This window comes from Pseudomonas beijingensis, from assembly GCF_030687295.1.
GTDB lineage: Bacteria > Pseudomonadota > Gammaproteobacteria > Pseudomonadales > Pseudomonadaceae > Aquipseudomonas > Aquipseudomonas beijingensis.
The window spans coordinates 6,353,070-6,377,462 of the sequence record NZ_CP117425.1 but is presented as its reverse complement, the minus strand read 5'-3'; the positions used below and the strand labels follow the sequence as shown (position 1 = coordinate 6,377,462).

Here is a 24,393-nt window from a genome sequence, read left to right as displayed (position 1 = left end):
CCCTTGAACCTGTTGCAACACATCGCCCAGTCACGCCACTTGCTGCGCAAGTCGGAGCTGAAAGTCGCCGATCATGTACTGCTTGATCCTGCGGCCGTGATGCATAGCTCCATGGCCGATCTTGCCCACAGCGTCGGCATCAGCGAACCGACCATCGTGCGCTTCTGCCGGGCCATCGGTTGCTCGGGTTTCCAGGACTTGAAACTCAAACTGGCGCAAAGCCTGGCCGCCGGCGCGAGCTTCGGTCAGTTTGCGATCCATGAAGATGACTCAGTGGCGGACTACAGCCTGAAAATCTTCGACACCACCCTGCATACGCTGATGGAGGTTCGCGAGAAGCTCGACCCGGTGGCATTGCAAAAAGCTGTCACGGCCATGTCCCAGGCCCAGCGTGTCGAGTTCTATGGCTTCGGTGCTTCGGGCGCGGTGGCGGCCGATGCCCAGCACAAGTTCTTCCGGTTGCTGCTGACGGCAGCGGCCTATTCCGATCCGCACATGCAGGCCATGTCGGCGGTGACCTTGAAGCCCACCGATGTGGCGATCTGCATTTCCCAATCGGGCCGTTCCAAGGATCTGCTGATCACCGCGAACCTGGTGCGCGAAAGCGGGGCCTCGCTGATCACCTTGTGCCCGAGCCAGACGCCACTGGCTGAGCTTTCCACAGTGAACCTGGCCATCGACGTGCATGAAGACACCGAGATCTACACGCCACTGACCTCACGCATCGCCCACTTGGTGGTGATCGACGTATTGGCAATGGGCGTCGCTATGGCCCGTGGCCCGAGCTTGGTCAACCACCTCAAGAGCGTGAAGCGCAGCCTTCGCAGCTTGCGGCTGTCGCCCAAGTCGGTGAAAGCGCTGGACGACTGACCGCTGGTCTTGAAGTTGGGGACTTCTGTGGCGAGGGGATTTATCCCCGCTGGGCTGCGAAGCAGCCCCTCGAGCAGCCATTAAAATCACCTGGCACACAAGAAAAGCTGAGGTCTGCTGCGCAGCCCAACGGGGATAAATCCCCTCGCCACAATGAATCGGGCGCGCCTTAAGTGAGTAGCATTGTTCGGCACAGAAGGTGCGTTTGCCCGAATTCATCGTTCTGTAACCCTCGCGCCGCCAAACCGTCATCCCGCGCCGTCATCGTAAAGCTCCCGTATACGTCTTGGGAGTCTCGACATGACCCAGTCCTACGAAGAACGCAGCGCCGTCAAAACCCGTCGTCAGCAAGAAGACCAGCGCCGCATGGCGTTCCGTCGTGCCATCGAAGACCGCTATGAACAGCGCCAGCTCTTGGCCGAGATCAGCGAATTTCCTGACGCGGCAGAGTTCAATTACTGGCAGGCAACACCGGCGGCTTCCCGTCGAAACGCTCAACCAGGCCGATGATCTGAGCGCGCTCGCCGCGTACGAACGCCAGGAAGGCGTGGGCCACCGGTGACAGGCGCTTGGCCCTGGCCTGTACCAGGCACCAACTGCGGTACAGCGGCAATTCCTCCACCGGCAACTCGATGAGTGCGCCGGACGACAGTTCCCGGCTCACGGCGTGGCGCGTCAACAACGCCACGCCCAGCCCGGCGACCACGCACTCGCGCTGGGCCTCCGCCGACGCCACTTCCAGCGTCTGGGTGAAGTGCACCCGTTTCTCCTTGAAGTATTCCTCGCAGGCCAGCCGCGTGCCGGACCCCGGTTCGCGCACCAGCAGCGTGTAGGGCTCCAGGTCCTGCAAGCGCAGCGGACCCAGGTGGCACAGCGGATGATCGGGCGGCGCCACGGCGACGATCGGATTGTTGAGAAAGGGCAGGAACTCCAGGCCCATGTCCTGGGGCACCATGGACATGATCACCAGGTCGTCACGGTTGTCCGAGAGGCGTCGGATGACCTGGCCGCGATTGACCACCGTGAGGTTCAGGTTGACCTCCGGATGCTGGCGCTTGAACGCAGCGAACAGGTGCGGGACGAAATACTTGGCGCTGGACTCCACCGCCAGCTTCAATTGGCCTTGCAGCGAACCCTGCATGTCCGAGAGCTGCATATCGAGGTTTTCCAGGCGCCCGAAGATGTCTCGGCTGGCACGTTGCAGGGCTTCGGCGGCTTCGGTCATGTAGAGTTTTTTGCCGACATACTCGAACAAGGGCTGGCCAATCAGCTCTTCCAGGGATCGAATCTGTAGGCTAACGGCCGGTTGTGTGAGAGACATTTCGTCGGCTGCACGGCTGTAAGACCTCAGGTCGCACACCTCGTTGAAAATCTGCAATTGACGCAATGTCATACGCATCAATGACTTACGCATTTCCTAAGCACTCTGGAGTGAGACGAATAGCGCAACTATAAGTCTTTGCTTATGCATGACCCAATAATTATTCATTTTTGTTAATCCCCAGCCAGGACTAGTGTGGAGCTGCGACCAATTGTTACATCTGGTCACGCGTCGGCCTGGAACCCAGGCCGTGGTATCACCGGCTCAAGGGAACCTCCAATTGATAACAAAGATCCTGATCGCCAACCGTGGTGAGATTGCCGTCCGCATCGTGCGCGCTTGCGCCGAGATGGGCATTCGCTCGGTCGCGGTCTACTCCGACGCGGACCGCCATGCGTTGCATGTCAAGCGTGCGGACGAGGCCCACAGCATCGGTGCCGATCCGCTGGCCGGCTACCTCAACCCGCGCAAACTGGTGAACCTGGCGGTGGAAACCGGCTGCGATGCCTTGCACCCAGGCTACGGTTTCCTTTCGGAAAACGCCGAGCTGGCGGACATCTGCGCTGAACGCGGCATCAAATTCATAGGCCCCTCGGCGGAAGTCATTCGTCGCATGGGCGACAAGACCGAAGCGCGCCGCAGCATGATCAAGGCCGGTGTGCCGGTCACGCCGGGCACCGAAGGCAACGTATCGGGCATTGAAGAGGCGCTGACCGAAGGTGATCGGATCGGTTACCCGGTGATGCTCAAGGCCACGTCTGGCGGCGGCGGTCGCGGTATCCGTCGTTGCAACAGCCGCGAAGAACTCGAACAGGCCTTCCCGCGAGTCATTTCCGAAGCCACCAAGGCATTCGGTTCGGCGGAAGTGTTCCTGGAAAAATGTATCGTCAATCCCAAGCACATCGAAGCGCAGATCCTGGGTGACAGTTTCGGCAACGTGGTGCACCTGTTCGAACGCGACTGCTCGATCCAGCGCCGCAACCAGAAGCTGATCGAAATCGCCCCGAGCCCGCAACTGACCCCCGAGCAGCGCGCCTACATCGGCGATCTGTCGGTGCGCGCCGCCAAGGCAGTGGGCTACGAGAACGCCGGCACCGTGGAGTTCCTGCTCGCCGAAGGCGAGGTGTATTTCATGGAGATGAACACCCGGGTGCAGGTGGAACACACCATCACCGAAGAAATCACCGGTATCGACATCGTTCGCGAACAGATCCGCATCGCCTCCGGGTTGCCGCTGTCGGTCAAGCAGGAAGACATCTTGCACCGGGGTTTTGCGTTGCAGTTCCGTATCAACGCCGAGGACCCGAAAAACAACTTCCTGCCCAGCTTCGGCAAGATCACCCGCTACTACGCCCCTGGCGGCCCGGGTGTGCGCACCGACACAGCGATCTACACCCGGCTACACCATTCCGCCGTTCTACGATTCGATGTGCCTGAAGCTGGTGGTCTGGGCGTTGACCTGGGAAGAAGCGATGGACCGTGGCCTGCGAGCCCTGGATGACATGCGCCTGCAGGGGGTCAAGACCACCGCCGCGTATTACCAGGAGATTCTGCGCAATCCGGAATTCCGCAGCGGTCAGTTCAATACCAGCTTCGTTGAAAGCCACCCTGAGCTGACCAACTACTCGATCAAGCGCAAACCCGAAGAGCTGGCCCTGGCCATCGCCGCCGCCATTGCCGCCCACGCAGGCCTGTAAGGAAGTATGACCATGTCCAAGAAGATCTTTGTTACCGACACAATCCTGCGCGACGCCCACCAATCGCTGCTTGCCACCCGCATGCGCACCGAAGACATGCTGCCGATCTGCGACAAGCTCGACAAAGTTGGCTATTGGTCGCTGGAAGTCTGGGGCGGCGCGACATTCGACGCCTGCGTGCGCTTTCTGAAGGAAGACCCGTGGGAGCGCCTGCGCCAACTGCGCGCGGCGCTGCCCAACACTCGCTTGCAAATGCTGCTGCGCGGCCAGAACCTGCTGGGCTATCGCCATTACAGCGATGACGTGGTCAAGGCGTTCGTGGCCAAGGCTGCGGTCAACGGCATCGACGTGTTCCGTATTTTCGATGCGATGAACGACGTGCGTAACCTGCGGGTCGCCATCGAGGCGGTGAAGGCCGCCGGCAAGCACGCCCAGGGCACCATCGCCTACACCACCAGCCCAGTGCACACCATCGACGCGTTCGTGGCCCAGGCCAAGCAGATGGAAGCCATGGGTTGCGACTCGGTGGCGATCAAGGACATGGCCGGCCTGCTGACCCCGTATGCCACCGGCGAACTGGTGAAAGCGCTGAAGGCCGAGCAATCGTTGCCGGTGTTCATCCACTCCCACGACACCGCCGGCCTGGCCGCGATGTGCCAGCTCAAGGCTATCGAAAACGGTGCCGATCACATTGACACCGCGATCTCCAGCTTCGCCTGGGGCACCAGCCATCCGGGCACCGAGTCGATGGTCGCGGCCCTTAAAGGCAGTGAGTTCGACACGGGGCTGGACCTGGAGCTGTTGCAGGAAATCGGCCTGTACTTCTACGCCGTACGCAAGAAGTACCACCAGTTCGAAAGCGAGTTCACCGCCGTAGACACCCGCGTCCAGGTCAACCAGGTACCGGGCGGGATGATTTCCAACCTCGCCAACCAGTTGAAAGAGCAGGGCGCACTGAACCGAATGAACGAAGTGCTGGCGGAGATCCCGCGCGTGCGCGAAGACCTCGGCTTCCCGCCGCTGGTGACCCCGACCTCGCAGATCGTCGGCACCCAGGCGTTCTTCAACGTGTTGGCCGGTGAGCGCTACAAGACCATCACCAACGAAGTGAAGCTCTACCTGCAGGGCGGCTACGGCAAGGCGCCGGGCTCGGTGAGTGAAAAGCTGCGTCGCCAGGCCATCGGCAGTGAAGAGGTGATCGACGTGCGTCCGGCCGATTTGCTCAAGCCGGAAATGACCAAGCTGCGTGGCGAAATCGGTGCGCTGGCCAAGTCCGAAGAGGACGTGCTGACCTATGCCATGTTCCCGGACATCGGTCGCAAGTTCCTCGAAGAACGCGACGCCGGCACCCTGACTCCGGAAGTGCTGCTGCCGATCCCCGAGGCGGGCAGCGTCAGCTCCGCAGGCGGCGAAGGCGTGCCGACCGAGTTCGTCATCGACGTTCACGGCGAAACCTACCGCGTCGACATCACTGGTGTAGGCGTCAAGGCCGAAGGCAAGCGTCACTTCTACCTGTCCATCGATGGCATGCCGGAAGAGGTCGTGTTCGAACCGCTCAATGAGTTTGTCAGCGGCGGCAGCAGCAAGCGCAAGCAAGCCACTGCGCCGGGCCATGTCAGCACCACCATGCCGGGCAACATCGTCGATGTCCTGGTCAAGGAGGGCGACGTGGTGAAGGCCGGCCAAGCGGTGCTGATCACTGAAGCCATGAAGATGGAAACCGAAGTGCAGGCGGCCATCGCCGGCAAGGTCACCGCCATTCATGTGGCCAAGGGCGACCGGGTCAACCCGGGCGAGATCCTGATCGAGATCGAAGGCTGACTGAACAGCCTCGATACAACGTTTTAACCTCGGGGGGGCATGTGCTCCCCTTTTTTTTGCCCGCGAGAAGGTCAGAACATCATTCGCCACTGCCCCATCAGCGCACCGTTGCGGTTGTCCTGCCCTGTTTCGCCGCTGTAGTTCAGTCCCAGGGTATGACGTGGCGATACGGCCAGGTCCAGTCCTGCTTGCAAGAGAAGGCTGTCGCGGTCCAGCTCGACTCCTTTGATGAGGTAGACATTGCCGCCGTTAGCCAGGCGTTGATGGGAGCTGCCCCTGATGTCGCCGTATAGGTGTTTCCAGCCGACATCGACGCACGGCGTCAATCGCATGCCTTGGTCGAAGACAAAAGGACGGGCGAGGCGCAGGCCCAGTTCGCTGTTGTAGTGTTCCTGGGTTTGGCCGTTGTACTGCAACGCGGCGTCGCCACCTTTTTCCGAGTAGGCGTCGCGTTGATAGCGTTGGTAGCCCACTTGGACGTAGGGCTCTATATCGAATTGTCCGACGTCCAGGTTGTAGCCGACCTGTCCAAAGACCTGTTGCGTTGTGGCGTTGTAACGACCCTTGAGGCGGTCCCTGAATCCATTGAACACGACATGGCGCTTGGTGCTGCCGTCATGATTGCCATAAACAGCGCCCAGGCGCAGCGCCAGCGGACCGTCCTGGCGCAAGGCATAGGCACCTACGAGCCAACTGTCGAGTGCTCCGTCGAATTGATAGCTGTCCAGTCGTGTCTGGGTCTTGCTGCCGATGATGCCCAGTCGCCAATTGGGGCTGATGGCCCAGTCGGTTCCCAGCATCAGGCCCTTTGTCGAATGTTTAAGGGCATAGCTGCCCAATTGCTTGGCGAGGCGGCCGTTGTTGCCGATGGCCTGGACCCAGACCTGACCGTCGCCCCGTGTGTTTCCTGCTTGTGTCGAGTCCATGGCCGAGAGCACGCCGGTGCTGGTCGGTGCGACGCTGCTCAAGATGGCGTTGCCCAGTTCAGCGGTGTGGTAGCCACTCAGTTGATCAATGGCGTTGGCCGCCGTAATCATATTGGTGCCGAGCAGGGCATTGATGGCGGTATTGGGTTGTGCTGCGGTATTGATGGTTCTTGGTGGTTCGGTGGGAATGTGTGTCGCGCCATGGTTGTCTGGCTTAACCGCAGACACCTGAGCGATGGCCGGGGCGACAATGGGGCTTGGCTCTGGCGGTGCCACCTGTTGCGGCTCCTCGATACTGGCCACGAATTTTCGTGCGTTGTCCGTGGTTGCTGCATCTTCAAACGGAACTTTATTACGCGTGTAGGTCAGGCCCACCTGTTTTGCGGTGTAGTCCACCGTCGCTGTCATGAACGCAAGTTCATTGACGATCGCCCCGAACTCTCCATCCACCTTCTTTGCATCGATCACGACGTGATTGCTGGTGTCGATGTATTCACCGGGCACGTTGACGATTTTCAGCGATGCATTGCCCAGTTTCGCGGTGCCGCCGACTTTGATCGTGGCGCTGCCGCCGTTTGGATGGATGCCGTAGAGCAATGTTGCGCCTGGCGCCAATTCAAGATTCCTTTTGATCGTAGGCGCCCCTCTCTCGGGGTCGACCGCCAACTGGCCTTGCACCTTCAGCGCGTTGACGGTGCCAGGACCGCTAAACGTGCCAGTCTGGTCCACGAAAACAGACTTGCTCACGCTTCCCTCGTTCTGAAAGTCGCCGGCAACCTCTATTTCGGCACCAATTTGGCCGAGGTTGCGAAATTGGGTGTCCGCCGCAACCCGGCCTTTATGGCTGAAACTGATGTCGCGCGACCATTCGCCTTCCATAGTCGTGAACTTGGGCGGTCTGCTGGACGCCTTGGTCGAATTTTCGGGTTGGGTTTGCGGCTGGGGGGCTGTTTCAGAGGGGGTAGCAACAGCATCATGGGTCGATTGCCGGGCCATCGAAACATCGGCGCAACCGAGCGCCAAGGCAATCGCCAGGGCGAGGTGTCGGAGTGGGTACACAGGTGGGGTAGGCATCGTGCGGTCTCTCATAAAGGGAACCCGCACTTTAAAAATTCACCCCGGAACGCGATGCCAGCCATCTCCTTGCGGTGGGCAAGATACAGCGGATGAAATCTGTAGGCTGCCTTTGCTGCGACCAAGGCATCGTTGCGGTGGCTTCCATGGACTGAGGCATTGCCCTACAGCATGTGTAGATCTTTCTGTTTGATTGAAGTCTGAGGGGCGTCTACAGGTCATGCAGATCAAATTTGGTCGGACGCGGCAGCATTAGGGTTATGACCTGGAGTATTTCGCCAACGCCGCGCATCTGTTGTTGCAGGATGGTTGCGATGCGCTGGAAGTGTTGGGGGGGGCATCGGTGGGTGTGATCTCCAAGCTTCACTTGCTAGCGATTCGGCTGCACGTCAGGCGACCTTAAAATCCCACCTCAGCTCAACGATTATTCAGATAAGCCTTCCCATAATGCCGCTCCATCCGCGCTTGAATCAGCTCCAACGCAATGGACATCAACCAGTAAATAATCGCCGCCGTCGTCAGCATCTCGATATACCGATAGCTGGAGCGACCATAAGACTGCGCCAAGAACATCACCTCCCAAACCCCCATCACCGAGATCAACGAAGAGTCCTTGAGCATGGAGATGAATTGGTTGGTGGTCGGCGGGATGATGGTGCGCATGGCCTGGGGCAGGGTGACGCGCCAGAAGATCACGGTTTCGCTCAGGCCCAGGGCGAGTGAGGCTTCGCGTTGGCCATTGGGGACGCCGAGAATGCCGGCGCGGAAGATCTCGCTCAGGTAGGCGCCGTAGTTCAACGACAGAGCGATGATCCCGGCGGCAATCGCACCTGGGACCACGCCCAGTTGGGGCAGGCCCAAGTAGATCAACAGGATCTGGATCAGCAGGGGCGTGCCGCGAAAGAACGACGCGTAGAAACTGGCGATGCCGAATGCCACCGCGCTGCTGGACAGCCGCGCCAGGGCGGTGATGAAGCCCAGCAATGACGACGCAACGATCGAGCACAGGCACAGAAACAATGTCAGCACCGCACCCTGCAAAAAGCCATTGGGCGCCAGGTGCACACCCAGCAGGTTCGGCAGTTTGTCGAGGATAATGGAGAACTTGAGGTCGAAGCTCAGGAAGAAACTCGCGAACAGCACCAGCATGGCCGCCCAGGTCAGGTACAGCCGGGTACGAAAACCGAAGATTTTTTGCAGGCGTGATTCAGCCACCGGTGGCGGTGGCTGAGGGGGTGGAAAAGAAGTCATTGGGTGATGTCGGCGCCGATCCATTTCTGCGAGAGTTTGCTCAAGGTGCCGTCCTGTTTCAACTGCGCAAAGACTTCACGCACCTTGCTGTCCCACTGCGCATCGCCCTTTTCGATGGCCACCGAGTTCGGTTCGGAGTAGAGCGACTCGCCGGCCAGTTTGAAGCGCTTGTCTTCGGTCAGGCGCGGCTGCGCGGTTACCAGGTTGGTCAGTACCGCGTCCAGGCGCACCCCGGCGCCCAGGCCCAAGTCCTGGAACGCCACGTTGTCAGTGTCGTACGGAGCGATCTGCACGTCCTCGAACGGATAGCTCAGTTGGGTATCCTCGGCGCCTTCGATCACCAGGTTCTTGTTCAGGTAACTCTCGTAGCTGGAGGCGCTGGTGAGGCCGACCTTCTTGCCGCTCAAGTCCTTGGCGCCGTGGACACGGTCATCCTTGGCGTTAACCACGATCACCGCGGGCGAGGCGTAGTACTGCACCGGGAAATCGAACACTTCGGCGCGGGCCTTGCTCGGCGTCATGGAGCAGATGCAGATGTCATAGCGCCCGCTCCAGTGACCGGCCGCGATCACGTCCCAGGACGGCGTCTCCAGGCGCAGCTTCACCCCCAGTTTCTGCGCCACGGCCTTGGCGACGTCCACGTCAAAACCGTCGAGCTGGTTCTGGTCATTGAGGAACGAGAAGGGCGGATAGCTTTCCATCAGCACGCCGACCAGCTCTTTTTTCTGTTCGATGCGATCCAGCGTGGCACCGGCGAATGCTTGCGAAGCGGCGGTCAGCAGCGTCAGGCCCAGGGCCAGCAATGGTGGTAATTTCATGGGAAGGCCCTGTTAGAAAAATAAGTTGTAGTTCTCTGAATGGTGCGTATTAAATAGTTATAAGAACAACTCCGGTAGTGAGTATTTTTCATAAGCTTATGAGTGAATCGCATATGGGCGCAGGAACGACAGTTATTCTCGATGGCGGCATGGGCCGCGAACTGCAACGCCGGGGCGCGCCGTTCCGGCAGCCTGAGTGGTCGGCCCTGGCCTTGAGCGAAGCGCCCCAGGCGGTTGAAGCCGTGCACGCGGCCTACATTGCCAGCGGCGCCCAGGTGATCACCAGCAACAGCTATGCAGTGGTGCCGTTCCATATTGGCGAAACGCGTTTCGCCGCCGAAGGCCAGGCCTTGGCTGCGCTGGCTGGCGAGTTGGCGCAACGGGCGGTACAGGCTTCAGGCAAAGCAGTACGGGTGGCCGGGTCATTGCCGCCGCTGTTCGGTTCCTATCGGCCGGATCTGTTCGACGCCTCCCGCGCCAGTGAACTGCTGGCGCCCCTGGTGAACGGCCTGGCGTCCCATGTCGACCTGTGGCTGGCCGAGACCCAAAGCTCCACGGTCGAAGCGCGGGCGATTCACGCCGGCCTGCCGAAAGACGGCAAGCCGTTCTGGCTGTCGTTCACCCTGAAAGACGAAGACACCGATGAAGTGCCACGCCTGCGCTCCGGCGAGCCGGTGGCGGACGCTGCGGCGGTGGCGGCCGAACTGGGCGTCGAAGTGCTGCTGTTCAACTGCAGCCAACCGGAAGTGATCGGCGCGGCCATCGATGCGGCGCGGGACACCTTCGAGCGCTTGGGGGTGAAGATCGACATCGGTGCCTACGCCAACGCCTTCCCGCCGCAACCGAAGGAAGCGACGGCCAACGACGGATTGGACCCGTTGCGCGAAGACCTCGACCCACCGGGTTATCTGCAATGGGCGGCGGACTGGCGCAAGCGCGGGGCCAATCACCTGGGCGGCTGCTGCGGGATCGGGCCGGAGCATATTGCCGTGTTGGCGCAACAGCTGGACTGAGCTGCCGACAGGACATCCAAGCTTACGATTCTCGTCGCTTGCTCGGCGATGCCTATACATATGTATGTCATTCGCGCTTCGACGACGGGATAGGGTCCGGTTTTCTCAATCCAAACCGGACCTTTGAATGTCTATTTTTCCCGAACATGAGCTAGGCGCGCCATCGAATACCCCTGTTGTCTCCCTTAAACCCACCGACGTGTTACCCAGCGGCCTCGACAGCGCGGCTCAAGGCGACCTGCTCAGCCCCATGGGAAAAGAGCAGGCCAGGTTATTGGGCTTGCTGGACACCAACCAGGCGAAACTGGCGCGTCTGTTCGCCGGCCTTCCCACGTTCGACACCGTGCTCAAGCGTTTGCTGGTCGACACGCTGCAAACCAAGATCCCCTCGCACAAGTTACGGGCCTCACGACCTGCGGAGATCGATCCGGACTTCTGCTATGTGGGCCACTTCAAGGCTGACTCGAACGGTGGGCGTGCACTGACGGCCTCGGAGAGTTTTACCGACGTCCTGTGGCGATGCTTGCAGGCGGACACGCCCGCGACCTACACGGACGGCGGCGTGGGTTTCTTCACCCGCCCAGACTCGGTGAAGGAAGCCGACAGTCTGTTTGTCGGCCCGCTGGATTTACAGGATCTACGGGCCATGGAGGCGGTGCTCTATCTCGCCAACCCCACCACGAATGAACGCGTGAAGCGCCAGTTTCGCGACGACTTGACCCAGTTTCGCAATCGCCACTACCGCGAAGACACCCTTGAGCTACCCACCACGGCTGCGGCTTTCGCGCATTGGCTTTCCCTGCGATTCCTGCATTTTTTCAATCTGTACAAAGTCGATCGGGGGCCGGCCAGCGGACTCACACCGAGTGAGCGCATTCAGCAGAAAGATGAAGATCGCTTGCTGGACATCATCACCACCCATCCCGCCAAGGCGGACCGAGACCGGTTGCTGCTGGCCCCCATCCCCCATGTCTACAGCGTGATGCTGGACATGGGCACGGCCGCCCCGCAGAAATGGCCCGCGGCGATGGTGATCAAGTTTACCGACCGCCTGACATTGTTCCTGTACTCCCTGGAAGGCGGCATACAGCGCTTCCGCTCGGTCCAGGACCTGACCAGCAATGTGCAGCCGACCCACGACGGGCAGGAGCGCACGATCCTCGACATTTCCTCCGAGCTGTCCGGGCATGTATTCGAAGTCGCGGCCGATGACCTGCTGCAGTTGCAAAGCGCTGCCCTGGAAACGGTCCTGAATGCGCCAGGCAACGAGACGGTCCCGTTGAACACCTTCGCGCAGCGTGCGGAAAGTGCGCTGGGCCTGCCCATGTTGGCACTGTCCGGGCCCCTGGCGGTGCGCCAGCAAACCCTGGTGGAAAACAATCGTCCGGGTTTCTACCGGGCCGCGACCCGTTCCGAGCAGGCCCACTATCGTCGCCTGGAGGGGCAGGTATTCAAGGCGGTCTACGCCTTGGGCGGCGGTGTCCAGACGCTGCTGCAGTTCGCGCGCCAGCAGATCAGGCAGTACCTTGAGCGCACCGTGAACCCGGGCATTGAGCCGGACCCGGACAACACCATGGTCACGCTGTTCCAGGGCGGCAGCGCCCGTCCGAGCCAGTTCCGCACCAGCAGCCTGACCCAGTTGATGCTCGATAACCTGCGCCCGCATCAATACCCGAATGCGATGAGGGAAGTCCTGCCGGTTTATCTGCTCGATCGACATGGCCAACGTGTCAAACACCCGGCCAATGGCTTTTTTGTCACGCTGACGGGCAAGCAACTGGCCGAGATGGCGAACCAGCTTGATATCGGGGGCCGTTACGAAACCCTGCTGCGCAAGGAGATGAATAAACCTCGCTACAAGGCCGCCTGGCAGGCGGCGTATCTGGCTAATTTGCAATTCAAGGGTTACGAGGCTTCGCTCAGGGGCGACGAGGTGTTCAAGGCCACCGTGCTCGATAAGGCTTTCGACCCACCGAGGTCACGCAAGCGGGTGGCTTTCTGGCTGGACACGGTGCTGCGTTCGCCGACAGCGGCGGGGCGTGCCTGGGTCGATGGGCGCAAGGTCTGTGTCCATGGCCTGGTGCTGGGCGGCAGCGTGGGGGCGGGTGGGCAGCAAGATGCGCTCAACAATGCAGTCAGCATCGATGGCGTGTTGATTTTTTCCGATCAGGACGGCCCGGATATCCAGGGCACCGTGGGCGTTTATTTTCCGGACAGCCCCGGTGGCGATGATTTTCGTGAGTTCGCCGACCTGAGCGACGGCATTGCCGAGTTGTTGCCGGAAAAAGAATGGCAGGCGTATTTCCATTCGCGTATTTCCACGCTGGACCCCACGCAGATAAAGCGTTCATTGGGGCAGCAGGGCGGTCGTCCGCTGGTTCGTGGGGTGTTGCTCAATGGCGATCTTTTTGAAGAGCTCCACCGAGCCTACGTCGACTTCCAAAGCGCCTACGCGGATCACCGCTCCAACAGCAACCGGGATATCAGTCATCAAACCGCGGCGAAGCTGGCGATGATGACGGTCGAGATCATTTTTGACTTGGCCGGGCTGCTGCTGGTGCCCGGTTTCCAGATGCTCAAGCGCGCCATCAACACAGGTCTGCTGGTGCTCAGGACCGGTGCCGTGCCCACGAACCTGCCCACCCTGGCGTTCGTCGATCGCGTGGCAAACCATGTGCAGAAAGGGCTGGCCGGTGGGGTGAGCGTGCCGGTACGCGGCCGGTCCACTTTCCTGGCGGTGACGGCTCGCCAAAACCAGGCCGAAGCGCTGGGCGGACTGCCGCTGGAAGAGGCGCTCTATCGCCGTTATGCCGTGACGGATACGTCGCTGTTACAAGGCGTCACCCCGGACCCTCAGGGGTTTTATCGCCCCACGATCACTCAGAACGCCACGGGGGAGCGTGACCCGTCCGGTGTATGTGCGGCAACCCGACGGGACGGTGTTCCGGGTGCACGACCATACGCGGCTGAGGGCCACCGAGGCCACCATTGTCGACCCGGTTACGGGGTTGAGCATCCGCTCCAGTGGCGTGAGCAGAAGTACCGTGGCGCGCATGCCCGATGGCGAGTGGCGCTCGGTAGGCCATGGTTGGGGCGGTGGCAAGCGCTCACGGGAGACGTCCCCTCAGCCAGGCCCCTCGAATCCCAAGAGGCCTGCCCCATCGTCTCGCACCGCTGCCGATCTGGTACGCACGTCTGGCGAGTGGGACGTCGAGATCATGGATCTGGTCCCGGCCCTCATCACCCGGCTGCCGAATTGGCCACGCAACCGCAGCTTGTTGATCATCGAGCAAAGGCCGGACCGTCAAGACTGGTCAGTGCGTTTTACGCCGGGACAGGGTGAACGGGCTTATCCGGCGATTAATCATCCGCTTCGATCAGACACCGATGTCGTTTTGAGCCGAATCGGTGAGAACCATTACAACCTGATGTTGGGGGAAGAGGTCGTCGAGTTCGATGCCAACGGAGACTGCTTCTTCAATGCCACCGCGCGGGGACTGAATGAGGGGCCGGCGTCGGAGCGGTTTTCGATGCAGGGATTGCGCAACGACCTGGCCGATTACATCGATCTGCACCCGGAGGTGCATGACTACCTGGTGGGCGCAACCCTCCGGGCTTCAGCAAGCGCTCTCTGACAATGCACGGACGCTGGCAGATATCATGGACCAGTCGGCCGTGCTCGATCTCACCCGAATCATCTATGGCGGTGACAATCCAAATGGCTTGTTCCAGCCGCTGCGCAATTACTTGGACCTGTATGCAAGAGAAATGGAGCGCAGGGTATTGAACCAGGCCCAAGTGGCTAACTTGCCGCCGGAGATCCTGCAATACATCGGGCAATTTTTATCACCCCGCCCGCCGGGAATCCTGGCGCTGAGCAGCATTCCGTATTACGCGCAAAAGGATCAGGCCTTGCAGGCGTTCTTCGAGGATGTGCTGCTGCAGCCCATCAACAGTCGGGAAATCGCCGAACTGCTCAATAATGAATACCTCATGCTCACTCAGGACGTGGTGCACATCATGCTCGAGTACGGTATCAGGGCCCGTGACCTGACAGACCATCATCCTCGCAATGACATGGCCTTCGTCAAATACGATGAAGCCGTGCATGGTCGGGCTCAATCCCGATCAGCTCGAAGAACTACTCGATGGTAAGTATCTGGTAGATCACGATGATCTCGAAAAAGTGAGTAGTCGATACGAGCATGAAACGGGCAAGGTCATCGACGACGATGATCTGATGGACCAGTTCAAATACTACGACAGGGTCGAAGACCTCACGGACCTGCTCACTGTGACCCTCGGGCGTCACCCCGCCTTGTTGAGGCGGGCCCAGATCCTGCTGCGCAGTCCCGTGATCGGTTCCAATTTGGGCGGCCTGTTTCCGGTGAAGAATCTTGCGGCATGGATACGTAATCCGGCGCTGTCTGACGCGCGTCTTCAAATCATTGCCGCCTATGCCGGCAGTCGTTATCGAGAGGTGGTGAGAAGCGGCCGCATCGATATTGATTGGATGCGGCCGTTCGATGACGCCAACCTGCGCTACCTTGTTTACCACCAGAAGGCCTTTGTGAGTTTTTGGGATTTTCTCCAAGGTGCGCGGTATCTCGATCAGAGCAATATGTCGACGGCCACGGGGCTGTTCAGCGTTGCAGGTCAGATGGCTTCCAATAGCCGGATCGCGGTTTTGTTCGAGATCCCGTACCTCTGGCAATCCATTCAAACCATGCCCGGTATCTCAGCGCGTAGCGCCTGGCGAATCTGGGAAGACCTGGTGGGGCCGCAATTCAGCGATGAGAATATCCGGCAAACACTGGCGCGGCCTGATTCGCTGAGTTCCGAGTCGGCGTTCACCAGCGCGTTGATCGACAGCCTTGCCGCCGATGAAGCCCGCGCCCATCAGGTTATTCTCAGCGCTTATAACGTGACCCCGAGACAGGTGCTGGCATTTCTGCACAACTTTGACTTTCCAGGAACGCTTGCCGAACACAGCCGCCTGACGCTCGCGCTTTACCTGAGTCGTCATGGAACGATACCGGACTGGGCCTGGCAATACGTCGGACCGGGGGTGACCCCCGAATCGCTTCGATCATTCCTGGCTACACGCAAAACGCCGATACCCGAGTGATGTACCGTAACAAGGGCCCTCGCCACAGGGGCGTTGTGTAGCGGAGATTAGGTTTCCAGCCAAAAACCGTGGCGAGGGAGCTTGCTCCCGCTGGGCTGCGCAGCAGCCCCAAAAAGGCTGAACGCAATCACCTGAGCCACCGAGGCGGTAGGTTTAGGGCTGCTTCGCACCCCAGCGGGAGCAAGCTCCCTCGCCACAGGGGTGGTGGTGTGGCGGGTATTGGGTTTCCAGCCAAAAACCGTGGCGAGGGGATTACAGTCCGCCATAGGGTAGGTGGTCGGCAGTTGACTTAGGATCGACACTCCACCAAACCACGCACTTGCCCGTCCTCACGCTGGTTCTCGTCGCTCAACCAGCGCTCGAACCCGGCGCCGATGGCGGGCCATTCCGAATCCAGCATCGAGTACCAGGCGGTGTCGCGGTTCTGGCCCTTGACCACCATGTGTTGGCGGAACACGCCCTCGAACGTGAACCCCAGCCGCTCGGCGGCGTATTTGGAGCGGGCGTTGGCGTTGTTGCATTTCCACTCCAGGCGACGATAACCCAGGGTGAACGACTCCTTGGCCAGCAGATAAACCGCCTCGGTGCTTTTCGGCGAGCGCTGCATCGGCGCGCCGAAGGTCACGTGGCCAATCTCGATGCGGCCCTGGGTCGGGACTATGGACATGAGGCTGAGAATGCCCTGCACCTCGCCGCTGGCGCGGTCGATCACGCTGAAGAAATACGGGTCGGTGTTGGCGGCGTGGTTGTTCAGCCAGGCATCGAACGCGCCGCGATCCTTGAACGGGCCATAGGGCAAGTAATCCCAGAGTTTCGGGTCGGCGCCGGGGCCTTCGAGGGCTTGCCACAGGCCATCGGCATGCCGCGCCGGGTCGAGTTTTTCCAGGCGGATGAAGCGCCCTTCGAGCAATTGCGCAGACGGCGCCGGGACACCTTTCCAATCAGCGAGTGAAGTCGACATAAGGCGCTCCTTAAAGGGCTTTGCGAAATTGAATGTAGCCTGGGCGCTCGGCGATGCGCTCGTACAGCTGGATCGCCGTGGCGTTGGTTTCGTGGGTCAACCAGTGCACCTTGCAGCAGCCATCGGTCTTGGCGGTGGCGTAGACGAATTCGATGAGCTGGCGACCTACGCCGGTGCCACGGCGCTGTTCCGTCACCAGCAAATCTTGCAGGTAGCAGGAGTTCTCGATGCTCCAGTTCGAACGGTGGTAGATAAAGTGCACCAGGCCCACCGCCGTGTCGCCCTGCCAGGCCAGGGCAGCATGGGTCGGTTCACGCTCATCGAGCAAGCGCTGCCAGGTGCTTTGGCTGACCGCCTCCGGCAGTTCGGTGTTGTAGAAGCGCAGGTAGGCGTGCCACAACGGCAGCCAGGCGGCGTGATCGTCGGCGCTGACGCGGCGGATGTCGAGTTGGCTCATGTTCACTCCTTGGACGATTGTTCAGGCATCAGGTGGGCGAGGGCCCGGTCCTGTGGATCGGGGCTGGTGGCGAGGCCGTTGCGTACCCCGGCGACATCCTCGGGGCTGCGGTTCTGGCTGAGCTTGCGCTTGCCTTCCAGGCGCTGGATGGGCAGGGCGAAGCCGACGATGGCCTTGAGCATGCTGTCGATGTACTCGGCCGGTGCGTCATCGAGTTTCCAGGGGAGGGCGCGAGCGCTTTCGTGGCGGTCGGTGAGGGCGCTGACCAGGTTGCGCAGGCGATGGGCGTCGCTGAACACCTCGGCGCTGCCGTAGGCGTGTACGGCCACGTAATTCCAGGTCGGCACGACCTTGCCGTGTTCAGCCTTGCTTGAGTAGAAAGCCGGGCTGACGTAGGCCTCGGCACCGGCGAATATCACCAGGGCCTCGGCGCCGGCTTCCAGGTCGCGCCATTGTGGATTGGCCCGGGCCATGTGCCCGTAGAGGCTGCCGTTCGGCCCCTGTTGCGTGTCCAGCAACAGCGGCAAATGGCTGGCCTGCAAACCGTGCTCACCGTGGGTGACCAACACAGCCAGGCGGCAATCGCCCATCATCTGGTGCAACTGGGGCAGGTCGTCGACGGCAAAGGCTTTGGGGTTGTACATGACGATTTTCCTTGGCGAATGCGAGCATCCTAGGCAGGCTATTGGTCTGTTGTAAGAGCCACTTCCGGCCAATTCGATAGGTCCATTCGTGAGGACTGTCATGCACAACGCCGTGCCGCCACTGTCATTCAACCCCGCCGGCATCGAGTTGGATCGCCGCCAGGGGCTCAGCCGTCAGCTGTACCAGGCATTGCGTGCCCGAGTGCTGGACGGACGCCTGGCCAGCGGCACGCGCCTGCCGGCCAGCCGCGACCTGGCGGCGGCCTTGTCGATCTCGCGCAACAGCGTGGTGCGCGCCTACGACCAGCTCTACGCCGAAGGTTTCATCGAAGGGCGGGTTGGTGATGGTACTTACGTGGCGAAACTGTCCTCGACAACATTGCCGCTGAAAAACATATCCACAAAAGTATCCACAGGGTTTTCAACAGACTTACCCACAGCCTTATCCACAGACTGGCTCGATTTGCCTGTGATTCCATCCAGTAAAGTTATCCACAGCGGTGTGTTGAATCGTGTCGAAAACCACCATTTGCCCCAACCGCCCAGTGGCCCGCCGCGAGCATTCAGGGTCGGTGTGCCGGCTTTCGATCTGTTCCCTTTCGACGTCTGGGCCAAGCTGAATGCGGCTTTCTGGCGCAAGCCGGACCTGCAACAGCTGTGTTATGGCGATTCCCAAGGGGATGCGCGCTTGCGCGGGCTGATCGCCGCTTATTTACGCAGCTCCCGGGGGCTGCACTGCACGGCTGAACAAATTGTGATCACCAGTGGCGCACAGCAGGGCATCAGCCTTTGTGCACAGCTGCTGGTGGACCCGGGCGACGTCGTGGCGGTGGAAAATCCCGGCTATCGCGCGGCCGGGCATGCGTTCGCCGTTGCCGGTGCCGATGTCCGGGGCGTGCCGGTGGATGGCGATGGTTTGGATTGCACGGCGCTCGATGGGTTGAGCCACTGTCGGCTGGCCTACGTCACCCCGTCCCACCAGTATCCGACCGGGGTCGTCATGAGCCTGCCACGGCGCCTGGAACTGCTGGCCTGGGCCGAACGCAACGACGGCTGGATCGTCGAGGACGACTACGACGGCGAGTACCGCTACAGCGGCGCGCCCCTGGCGCCCTTGGCGGCACTGGATCGCCAGGGGCGGGTGCTCTACGTCGGCACGTTCGGCAAAGTGGCGTTCCCGGCCTTGCGCCTGGGCTACCTGGTGCTGCCGCCAGGCCTGGTCAACGCCTTCGCCCGGCGCCGCGCCGTGGACGTGCGCCACTCCGAAGTCAGCACCCAGGCGGTGATGGCCGAGTTCATGGCCGCCGGGCATTTCCAGCGGCATATCCGGCGGATGCGCAGGGCAGCCCTGGCCCGGCGGGACGCGTTGCTGGCGGGCTGGCCGAAGGCCGTTGCGGGTGTCGGCGCCATGCCCACGGTGGTGGCCGGGCTCCATGTCACGGTGCCGGTGGACAGCATTGAACGTGAGCACGAGCTGATCGCCCAAGCGGTCAGCGCAGGCGTGGAAGTCAATGGCTTGAGTAGCTACTGGTTGCCGGCGACAACGTCGTCCCAGGTACGCGCCGGCTTGGTGCTGGGGTTCGCAGCGGTCCCGCCAGCGGCGATAGCCGTCGCGCTGGCGAACCTGGCAACTGCCTGGAAAATCTGAAGACGCGGAACCAGGACATCTGTGGATGCCCTGGTTTTTACCGTCATGATTGTTTTGAAAAAAACACTTCCTTGGCCTGATCCACGGCAATTTCGCTGCGGTAATGCTCCATCAGTTGCCGCTGATTAAGTGCTTGGGTGGACTCGACGCTTATCCCTTGACTGACCTGCTCAGGCGTTCTCAAACGCGCGGAAAGGAACGCATGAGGCGGCACCCAGTTTCTCGAGTAATGGAAATCGGCAAACCAGAGGGTCTTATTGGTGGTCAGGTCCTTGATCTCATATCGGTCGAGATAGCCATGCACAGGGACTTTGATGCGTTGTCGATTTTTTTGCTTGGTAATGGAAATCTGGTTTCGGCTCTTAAGCCAGATGATGTCGCTCATGGTCGGCGGGCGCTGCTTGATGACGTTCAGTACGGTTTCGAAGCTTTCGTCGTGAAGGGTTTTCGATGCCTTCTTGAGTGCCGTGCGCGTGGATTGCGCCACACGTTGTTGATCTGCCGAAATGCCCACCGTTTCGTTCGACGCATTGTCCAGGCCCTTGGTGATCGCGATGGCGACTTTCTCCATTCGGTTGGCGTGTGCGTTCAGAAGCAGGCCGATACCGGTGGGCGACCGCTCTGGTTTCTTCGTGTATTGCTCGACCTGCGCCTTGAACGCCATCAATCCGTCGAGCAGCGCCTTGCCCTTGGTGATGCTGGTGCCCAGCGCCGGGACGGCCAACGGCGTATCGGTATTCACATGGGGCAGCCACTCGCCGGTTTCCTTGCGATGGAAGGTGGCGATGATGCGATCCGTGAGAGGGTGTTTGACGTCGACCCAATCGGTTTCTTCCAGGGTCTTGGTCAAACGGGGTTCCCCGCTGACCAGGCCCCAAAAACGCGCCCGGATGAATTTCTTCCTGGGCCTTGGGCGTTCCCGATAAGGGCCGGCTTCGCTTCGCCGGTTGCTTCTTTCATCGAGGGCGCGGGCCAACTGATTCAACGCCCGTTTTTTAAGATTGCCGACCTGCCTGCCCAGTCGATTGAGTTCGGTTGAACGGACGCTGTCCTTGTATTCCTCGCCCAGGTATTGGAGATGTTCTTGGATGGCGGTGAACTGCTCCGTCAGGCTGCCGAATGTATCGATCTGCTCGTCCAGGCGGATCACGCTGCGTTCATCGATGGCGTCGTGCAGGCTTTGAAATGCGATCGTGGTGTTATCGACAAGCTGGTTCATGTCGGCCCAGCCTTCGGGAATGTCGGGGATGCTTTCCAGTGACAAGCAGAGGTGGCGATACATGTCCAACTGGATGAGCCGAATCGCATCGCTCGTGTAGGACGGCATCCTCCCCCGGTGTTGCCGGAGCAGTTCAACGCCTTCGCGCCCGACCTTCCTCAGCCTGGAGAAGCGCGTCTCCATGTAATCCAGGCGCTCGATCATGTCGTCACCGATCCTGATCATGCTGTCGGCGGCATCAACGTGTTCTTGCTCCACGTGCTCGATGTTCGAGGTGGTCATGTCCACGGCGGTTTTCAGGGCCGGGGCGAATCGCTCCTGTAAGGTGTCTATCTCTTCGAACGTGAAGTTGATTTGCGCGTTCAGGTAACCGAGCCTGGCTTGAGGTGCGTCGGGCCTCGATTGGAAGACGGGCCACTGAATCAGGATCTCCAACGCTTCTTCATAGCTTTCCCGCTGGGTTTTCAATGTACTCAAATAAACGTTGCGCCGGGCTTCCCTGGAAGCGCCCGATGCCTGGCTCATCTCCTTGGCGTTCATGGTCAGCAGCTTCTGGTTCTGGGTTTTCCTTTCCTCGAACCGGTTCAGTTCGGCAAGCAGTCGGTTACTGAGGCGTTTCGCATCCGCGATGACTTTCTGCCTGACACCTTTTGACCCGCTGCCGCGCAAACGCAGGCGAGTGTCGACACGCCATTCGCCTGCCGCATCATTGATCAGCGGAGGGCCGGTGCGCGTGGACTCGTTTGCATCGACGATGGACACATGCTCGCCCTCCACCGTTACGTCGAACCACTGGCTGGCGATTTTTGCGTACCAGTTCCCGCCCTGCTGGTAGAGCCCTTTGAGCGCGCCTTCGATCATGGGCTGTTCGGCGTTTTCAGGTTCGCTCACGCTGAAGGATTCAAGCAGCTTGGCGCGTTTTGCGGGTTGGTCTGTCAAGGCACCGCTAGCGCGGATGGCGTCATAGTGCTCAGGTGACGGTTTCTTTTGCGTTAACGGGGCGAGCCGCTCGATCACGAGTTCAGGTTTTGTCGGGCTTTGCGATTCATGCACGACCGCTGGCGCCGCCGGTCGACGGCTGTCCGCGTTTTCCCTGGCGCGGTCGATGGCGTGAGTCGTGATCGCCATGGCCATGTTCAGCAGCAGGTCGATGAAGGCTTCCCAAGTGGCTTGGCGGTTGGAGGCTTCGTCGCTCTGGGTCAACGTTTCAAGGTCGTCCAGGATTTGCCAGAGCCAGGCCGCGGTACCCACGGAGCTGCCCAGGTAAGGCAGCGCCAGATTGAAAATCAACCAGCCGGCCTGTTTGAAGGTGGCCCACCGATTTTCGCTGTTGGACACCGATTGCCGATCGGCCAGCTCGACCAAGGCATCGGCGTTGGCTTTGAACAACTGCGGCAGGAAATCAGCCCCCAGGGTTTTCTCGCTCAAACCGATGGGGGCGCTATTGAGCCACGACGACACAGGGTCGGCCGCAAACTCCGCAATGGCCCAAGGCGAAGGCAGGGCGCCGGGGAAAACGAACCGGCTGTAAGTGTCACGTACCCCATCGGGCAGCCACGCCAGTACCGATTGGCGCAAGGAGGCGGTTTGCCGGATGGCGTAGATCAGGTTGCTGAACGCCGGGTACTGACACAGCTGCGGCTCAAGCAATGGTCGATAAAGCAGGCAGGGGCCGGCATCCGGCTCTTTCGGGCCGATCACGAACATGTTGGTGACGACGTCTGCCGAGGTGCTCAGTGCATGCTTGGATTCGAACGCCAATTGGCGCAGGACGATGGTTTGCCCATCGACCTGGCGCTCGGATGCCTTGGGCTCCATCAGCGCGGCGACATAACGGTAACCCCGTTCATCGATGTCCCCCAGGCCCCGGATTTTGCTCTCCAGCGCCAGCAGCGGTAACTGGATGCGTAACTGAGCGGTGTAGAGGCTTTCGCGGCGGGTGGATTCGGCCGGATCGTCGAGGAGTTTGTTCTTGATCAGGGTGGGATAAACGCGACCGATGTCGATTTGGGTGACGAGGCTTTCGACGTAATCGGCGGTCATCCATTCGGGCAATGCATGGCCGTTGAGTGACCTGACTATTTTGTCCCCCAGGGGCAGCGCAATCAGGTTTTGCAAGGCCAGCTCAACGAGGCTGAACCGCGTGGTCTGGATTTTGCCGGGGACCACGAACGTTCCCCAGACCACCGGGCTGCGTATCTGGACCTCGATGTTTTCCAGCTCGAGGGTCGAGGCGTCGGCATGGTCCGACAGCATCTGCTGCTTGAGCCTGTTCAACGCGTACTGCTTGATGGAGGGAATACCCTCCAGGTAGGTCTTGCCGGCATGGGCGCTGCTCAGCGCCGAAAGGTTCTTCAAGTGTTGGGCGAACAGGAACTGGTCGGATGTCGACGCGGCTTGCAACCAACCGGGAATCTGTTTCTGAAACCAGTCCTCGGCAGGTTCGTTATTCCTGTTCGGTCCGTCGTTGTCCGCCTGTTCGCTCTCGTCGGCGATCAGGCCTTCCAGGAACCCGGGATCGCCGATGACTTTGACCTGCATGGCGATCAACCCGCAGGCCTTGTGATCGAAAACATTGCCGTCGGGTTCATAGAGCCGCCACTGGATTTGTGTGCGGTTGGCACTGTTCAGATGAGTCGGCAAGGATTGACCCAACGCCTCTAGTGAAGCGAACTTTTCATAACCGTTGCGCAGCGAGTACGTAAGAATGACTTCTTTGCGGTCGATCTTTCCGATCAAGACCACGATCGAGTTTTCGTTCACGCGGCTGACCGTATCGCCGTCCGTTTCATCGATATCGATCAAATAGGCATGGCTGTCATAGCGGTCATGGCGCTTGCGGTCCTGCAGGTCCGGGTAAAGGAACAACTGCCTGGCCATGTCGCATTCAGTCGCCGTCCAGCCCGGGACCTGGCTGACGTTCCAGATCTTGCGCAGGTTGCTGGAGAGCTCATGCCAGCGAGGGCCGGTCGTGCCGAGTGGCGTGTTCCAGTACACCAGTTGTTGTTCCTGGAAAGCGGACGTCATGGCGGGGACCAGTTCGTTGATCAGCAGCCCGATCAGGGTGATACGCACCGGCAGATGCACCGGCGGAGAAGTGAGGGGCAACTTTGTCAAAAAATGCAGCCCCTCGATCAGCAAGGTCGACTCGCTCTCGCCTACACGCTCGGCCAACAGGTCGCTGAGGGATTTATAGCGGGTGGGAAGCTCCACGATGTTGCCGTCGACGACGTCCCAATTCGGTTCGCCGACCACCGTATTGTGTGGATCGAGGTCCAGCGTCGAGTACATTCTCTTGAGGGCTTTGCGCAGCAGCAGGCTGGCAACCTCCGGGGAGGTGGGCCCTGCAAGCATTTGATTGAGCACCGCCTCCCTGAGGGTGACTTCGGAGGTAAAACTCATGGTGGTTGTGACGGTTTCTGTCATTTGGCTTTCCCTGTCTGGTGATACGTGGAATCCCCGAAACCGAGTGCTTCGGGGGTTCCATGCTAGGGAGGGGCATGACAGCGAAGGTGGTAACTATGTATACGCAGCCGTACGGCGTG

Annotated in this window: 17 protein-coding genes and 1 pseudogene; 10 read left to right on the top strand and 8 right to left on the bottom strand. The window is 60.4% G+C overall.

What is annotated here, in order from left to right; genetic code table 11:
• Positions 1-3 precede the first annotated feature (3 nt).
• Positions 4-870 (top strand): transcriptional regulator HexR, encoded by an 867-nt coding sequence (gene hexR / locus PSH84_RS28415; protein ID WP_003187110.1) that lies wholly within the window; start codon positions 4-6, stop codon positions 868-870.
• A 300-nt stretch (positions 871-1,170) separates the two neighbouring features.
• Positions 1,171-1,380, top strand: coding sequence for a PA3496 family putative envelope integrity protein (locus PSH84_RS28410; RefSeq protein ID WP_018613928.1), 210 nt, complete (start codon positions 1,171-1,173; stop codon positions 1,378-1,380).
• On the opposite strand, the gene PSH84_RS28405 is transcribed toward PSH84_RS28410, so the two are convergent.
• The gene (locus PSH84_RS28405; protein WP_122567634.1) at positions 1,322-2,284 is read right to left on the bottom strand and encodes a LysR family transcriptional regulator; all 963 of its coding nucleotides are present in this window, start codon (positions 2,282-2,284) and stop codon (positions 1,322-1,324) included. The two genes, PSH84_RS28410 and PSH84_RS28405, sit on opposite strands and share 59 nt — an antisense overlap.
• A gap of 187 nt (positions 2,285-2,471) precedes the next feature.
• On the opposite strand from PSH84_RS28405, the pseudogene PSH84_RS28400 reads away from it, so the two are divergent.
• Both PSH84_RS28400 and oadA read left to right on the top strand, forming a co-directional pair.
• Positions 2,472-3,888 (top strand): annotated as a pseudogene (locus PSH84_RS28400) (acetyl-CoA carboxylase biotin carboxylase subunit).
• Positions 3,889-3,900: 12 nt separating this feature from the next.
• Complete coding sequence (gene oadA, locus PSH84_RS28395) at positions 3,901-5,709, top strand: sodium-extruding oxaloacetate decarboxylase subunit alpha (RefSeq protein ID WP_122567633.1); 1,809 nt, start codon at positions 3,901-3,903, stop codon at positions 5,707-5,709.
• A 71-nt stretch (positions 5,710-5,780) separates the two neighbouring features.
• Here the strand turns inward: oadA and PSH84_RS28390 are convergent, their stop codons facing one another.
• From PSH84_RS28390 to PSH84_RS28380, 3 genes are all read right to left on the bottom strand, one after another.
• Positions 5,781-7,514 (bottom strand): autotransporter outer membrane beta-barrel domain-containing protein, encoded by a 1,734-nt coding sequence (locus PSH84_RS28390; RefSeq protein ID WP_305468903.1) that lies wholly within the window; start codon positions 7,512-7,514, stop codon positions 5,781-5,783.
• A 612-nt stretch (positions 7,515-8,126) separates the two neighbouring features.
• Complete coding sequence (locus PSH84_RS28385; protein ID WP_024619059.1) at positions 8,127-8,960, bottom strand: amino acid ABC transporter permease; 834 nt, start codon at positions 8,958-8,960, stop codon at positions 8,127-8,129.
• Positions 8,957-9,778, bottom strand: coding sequence for an ABC transporter substrate-binding protein (locus PSH84_RS28380; protein ID WP_305468901.1), 822 nt, complete (start codon positions 9,776-9,778; stop codon positions 8,957-8,959). Before PSH84_RS28380 ends, PSH84_RS28385 begins: the two co-directional genes overlap by 4 nt.
• Positions 9,779-9,891: 113 nt before the next feature.
• Between PSH84_RS28380 and PSH84_RS28375 the strand changes: the two genes are divergently transcribed.
• The 5 genes from PSH84_RS28375 to PSH84_RS28355 all read left to right on the top strand — a co-directional run bounded on the left by PSH84_RS28375 (position 9,892) and on the right by PSH84_RS28355 (position 15,919).
• Entirely contained in the window at positions 9,892-10,791 is a 900-nt protein-coding gene (locus PSH84_RS28375; RefSeq protein ID WP_122567629.1) for a homocysteine S-methyltransferase family protein, read from the top strand.
• Positions 10,792-10,918: 127 nt separating this feature from the next.
• Entirely contained in the window at positions 10,919-14,134 is a 3,216-nt protein-coding gene (locus PSH84_RS28370) for a dermonecrotic toxin domain-containing protein (RefSeq protein WP_305482089.1), read from the top strand.
• Entirely contained in the window at positions 14,109-14,426 is a 318-nt protein-coding gene (locus PSH84_RS28365) for an OTU domain-containing protein (protein WP_305482087.1), read from the top strand. Before PSH84_RS28370 ends, PSH84_RS28365 begins: the two co-directional genes overlap by 26 nt.
• Positions 14,377-14,946, top strand: coding sequence for a hypothetical protein (locus PSH84_RS28360; RefSeq protein ID WP_305482084.1), 570 nt, complete (start codon positions 14,377-14,379; stop codon positions 14,944-14,946). Before PSH84_RS28365 ends, PSH84_RS28360 begins: the two co-directional genes overlap by 50 nt.
• Complete coding sequence (locus PSH84_RS28355; RefSeq protein WP_305482082.1) at positions 14,900-15,919, top strand: hypothetical protein; 1,020 nt, start codon at positions 14,900-14,902, stop codon at positions 15,917-15,919. Before PSH84_RS28360 ends, PSH84_RS28355 begins: the two co-directional genes overlap by 47 nt.
• Before the next feature lie 289 nt (positions 15,920-16,208).
• Here the strand turns inward: PSH84_RS28355 and PSH84_RS28350 are convergent, their stop codons facing one another.
• The 3 genes from PSH84_RS28350 to PSH84_RS28340 are packed head-to-tail and all read right to left on the bottom strand — an operon-like array spanning position 16,209 to position 17,981.
• Complete coding sequence (locus PSH84_RS28350; protein ID WP_305468897.1) at positions 16,209-16,880, bottom strand: GNAT family N-acetyltransferase; 672 nt, start codon at positions 16,878-16,880, stop codon at positions 16,209-16,211.
• A 10-nt stretch (positions 16,881-16,890) separates the two neighbouring features.
• Positions 16,891-17,337, bottom strand: coding sequence for a GNAT family N-acetyltransferase (locus PSH84_RS28345; protein WP_305468895.1), 447 nt, complete (start codon positions 17,335-17,337; stop codon positions 16,891-16,893).
• Between the two features lie 2 nt (positions 17,338-17,339).
• Positions 17,340-17,981 (bottom strand): FMN-binding negative transcriptional regulator, encoded by a 642-nt coding sequence (locus tag PSH84_RS28340; RefSeq protein ID WP_305468893.1) that lies wholly within the window; start codon positions 17,979-17,981, stop codon positions 17,340-17,342.
• A gap of 100 nt (positions 17,982-18,081) precedes the next feature.
• Between PSH84_RS28340 and pdxR the strand changes: the two genes are divergently transcribed.
• Positions 18,082-19,629, top strand: a complete 1,548-nt coding sequence (pdxR, locus tag PSH84_RS28335) for a MocR-like pyridoxine biosynthesis transcription factor PdxR (protein WP_305468891.1) — start codon at positions 18,082-18,084, stop codon at positions 19,627-19,629.
• 43 nt (positions 19,630-19,672) lie between these two features.
• On the opposite strand, the gene PSH84_RS28330 is transcribed toward pdxR, so the two are convergent.
• Positions 19,673-24,274 (bottom strand): dermonecrotic toxin domain-containing protein, encoded by a 4,602-nt coding sequence (locus tag PSH84_RS28330; RefSeq protein ID WP_305468890.1) that lies wholly within the window; start codon positions 24,272-24,274, stop codon positions 19,673-19,675.
• Positions 24,275-24,393: the final 119 nt, after the last annotated feature.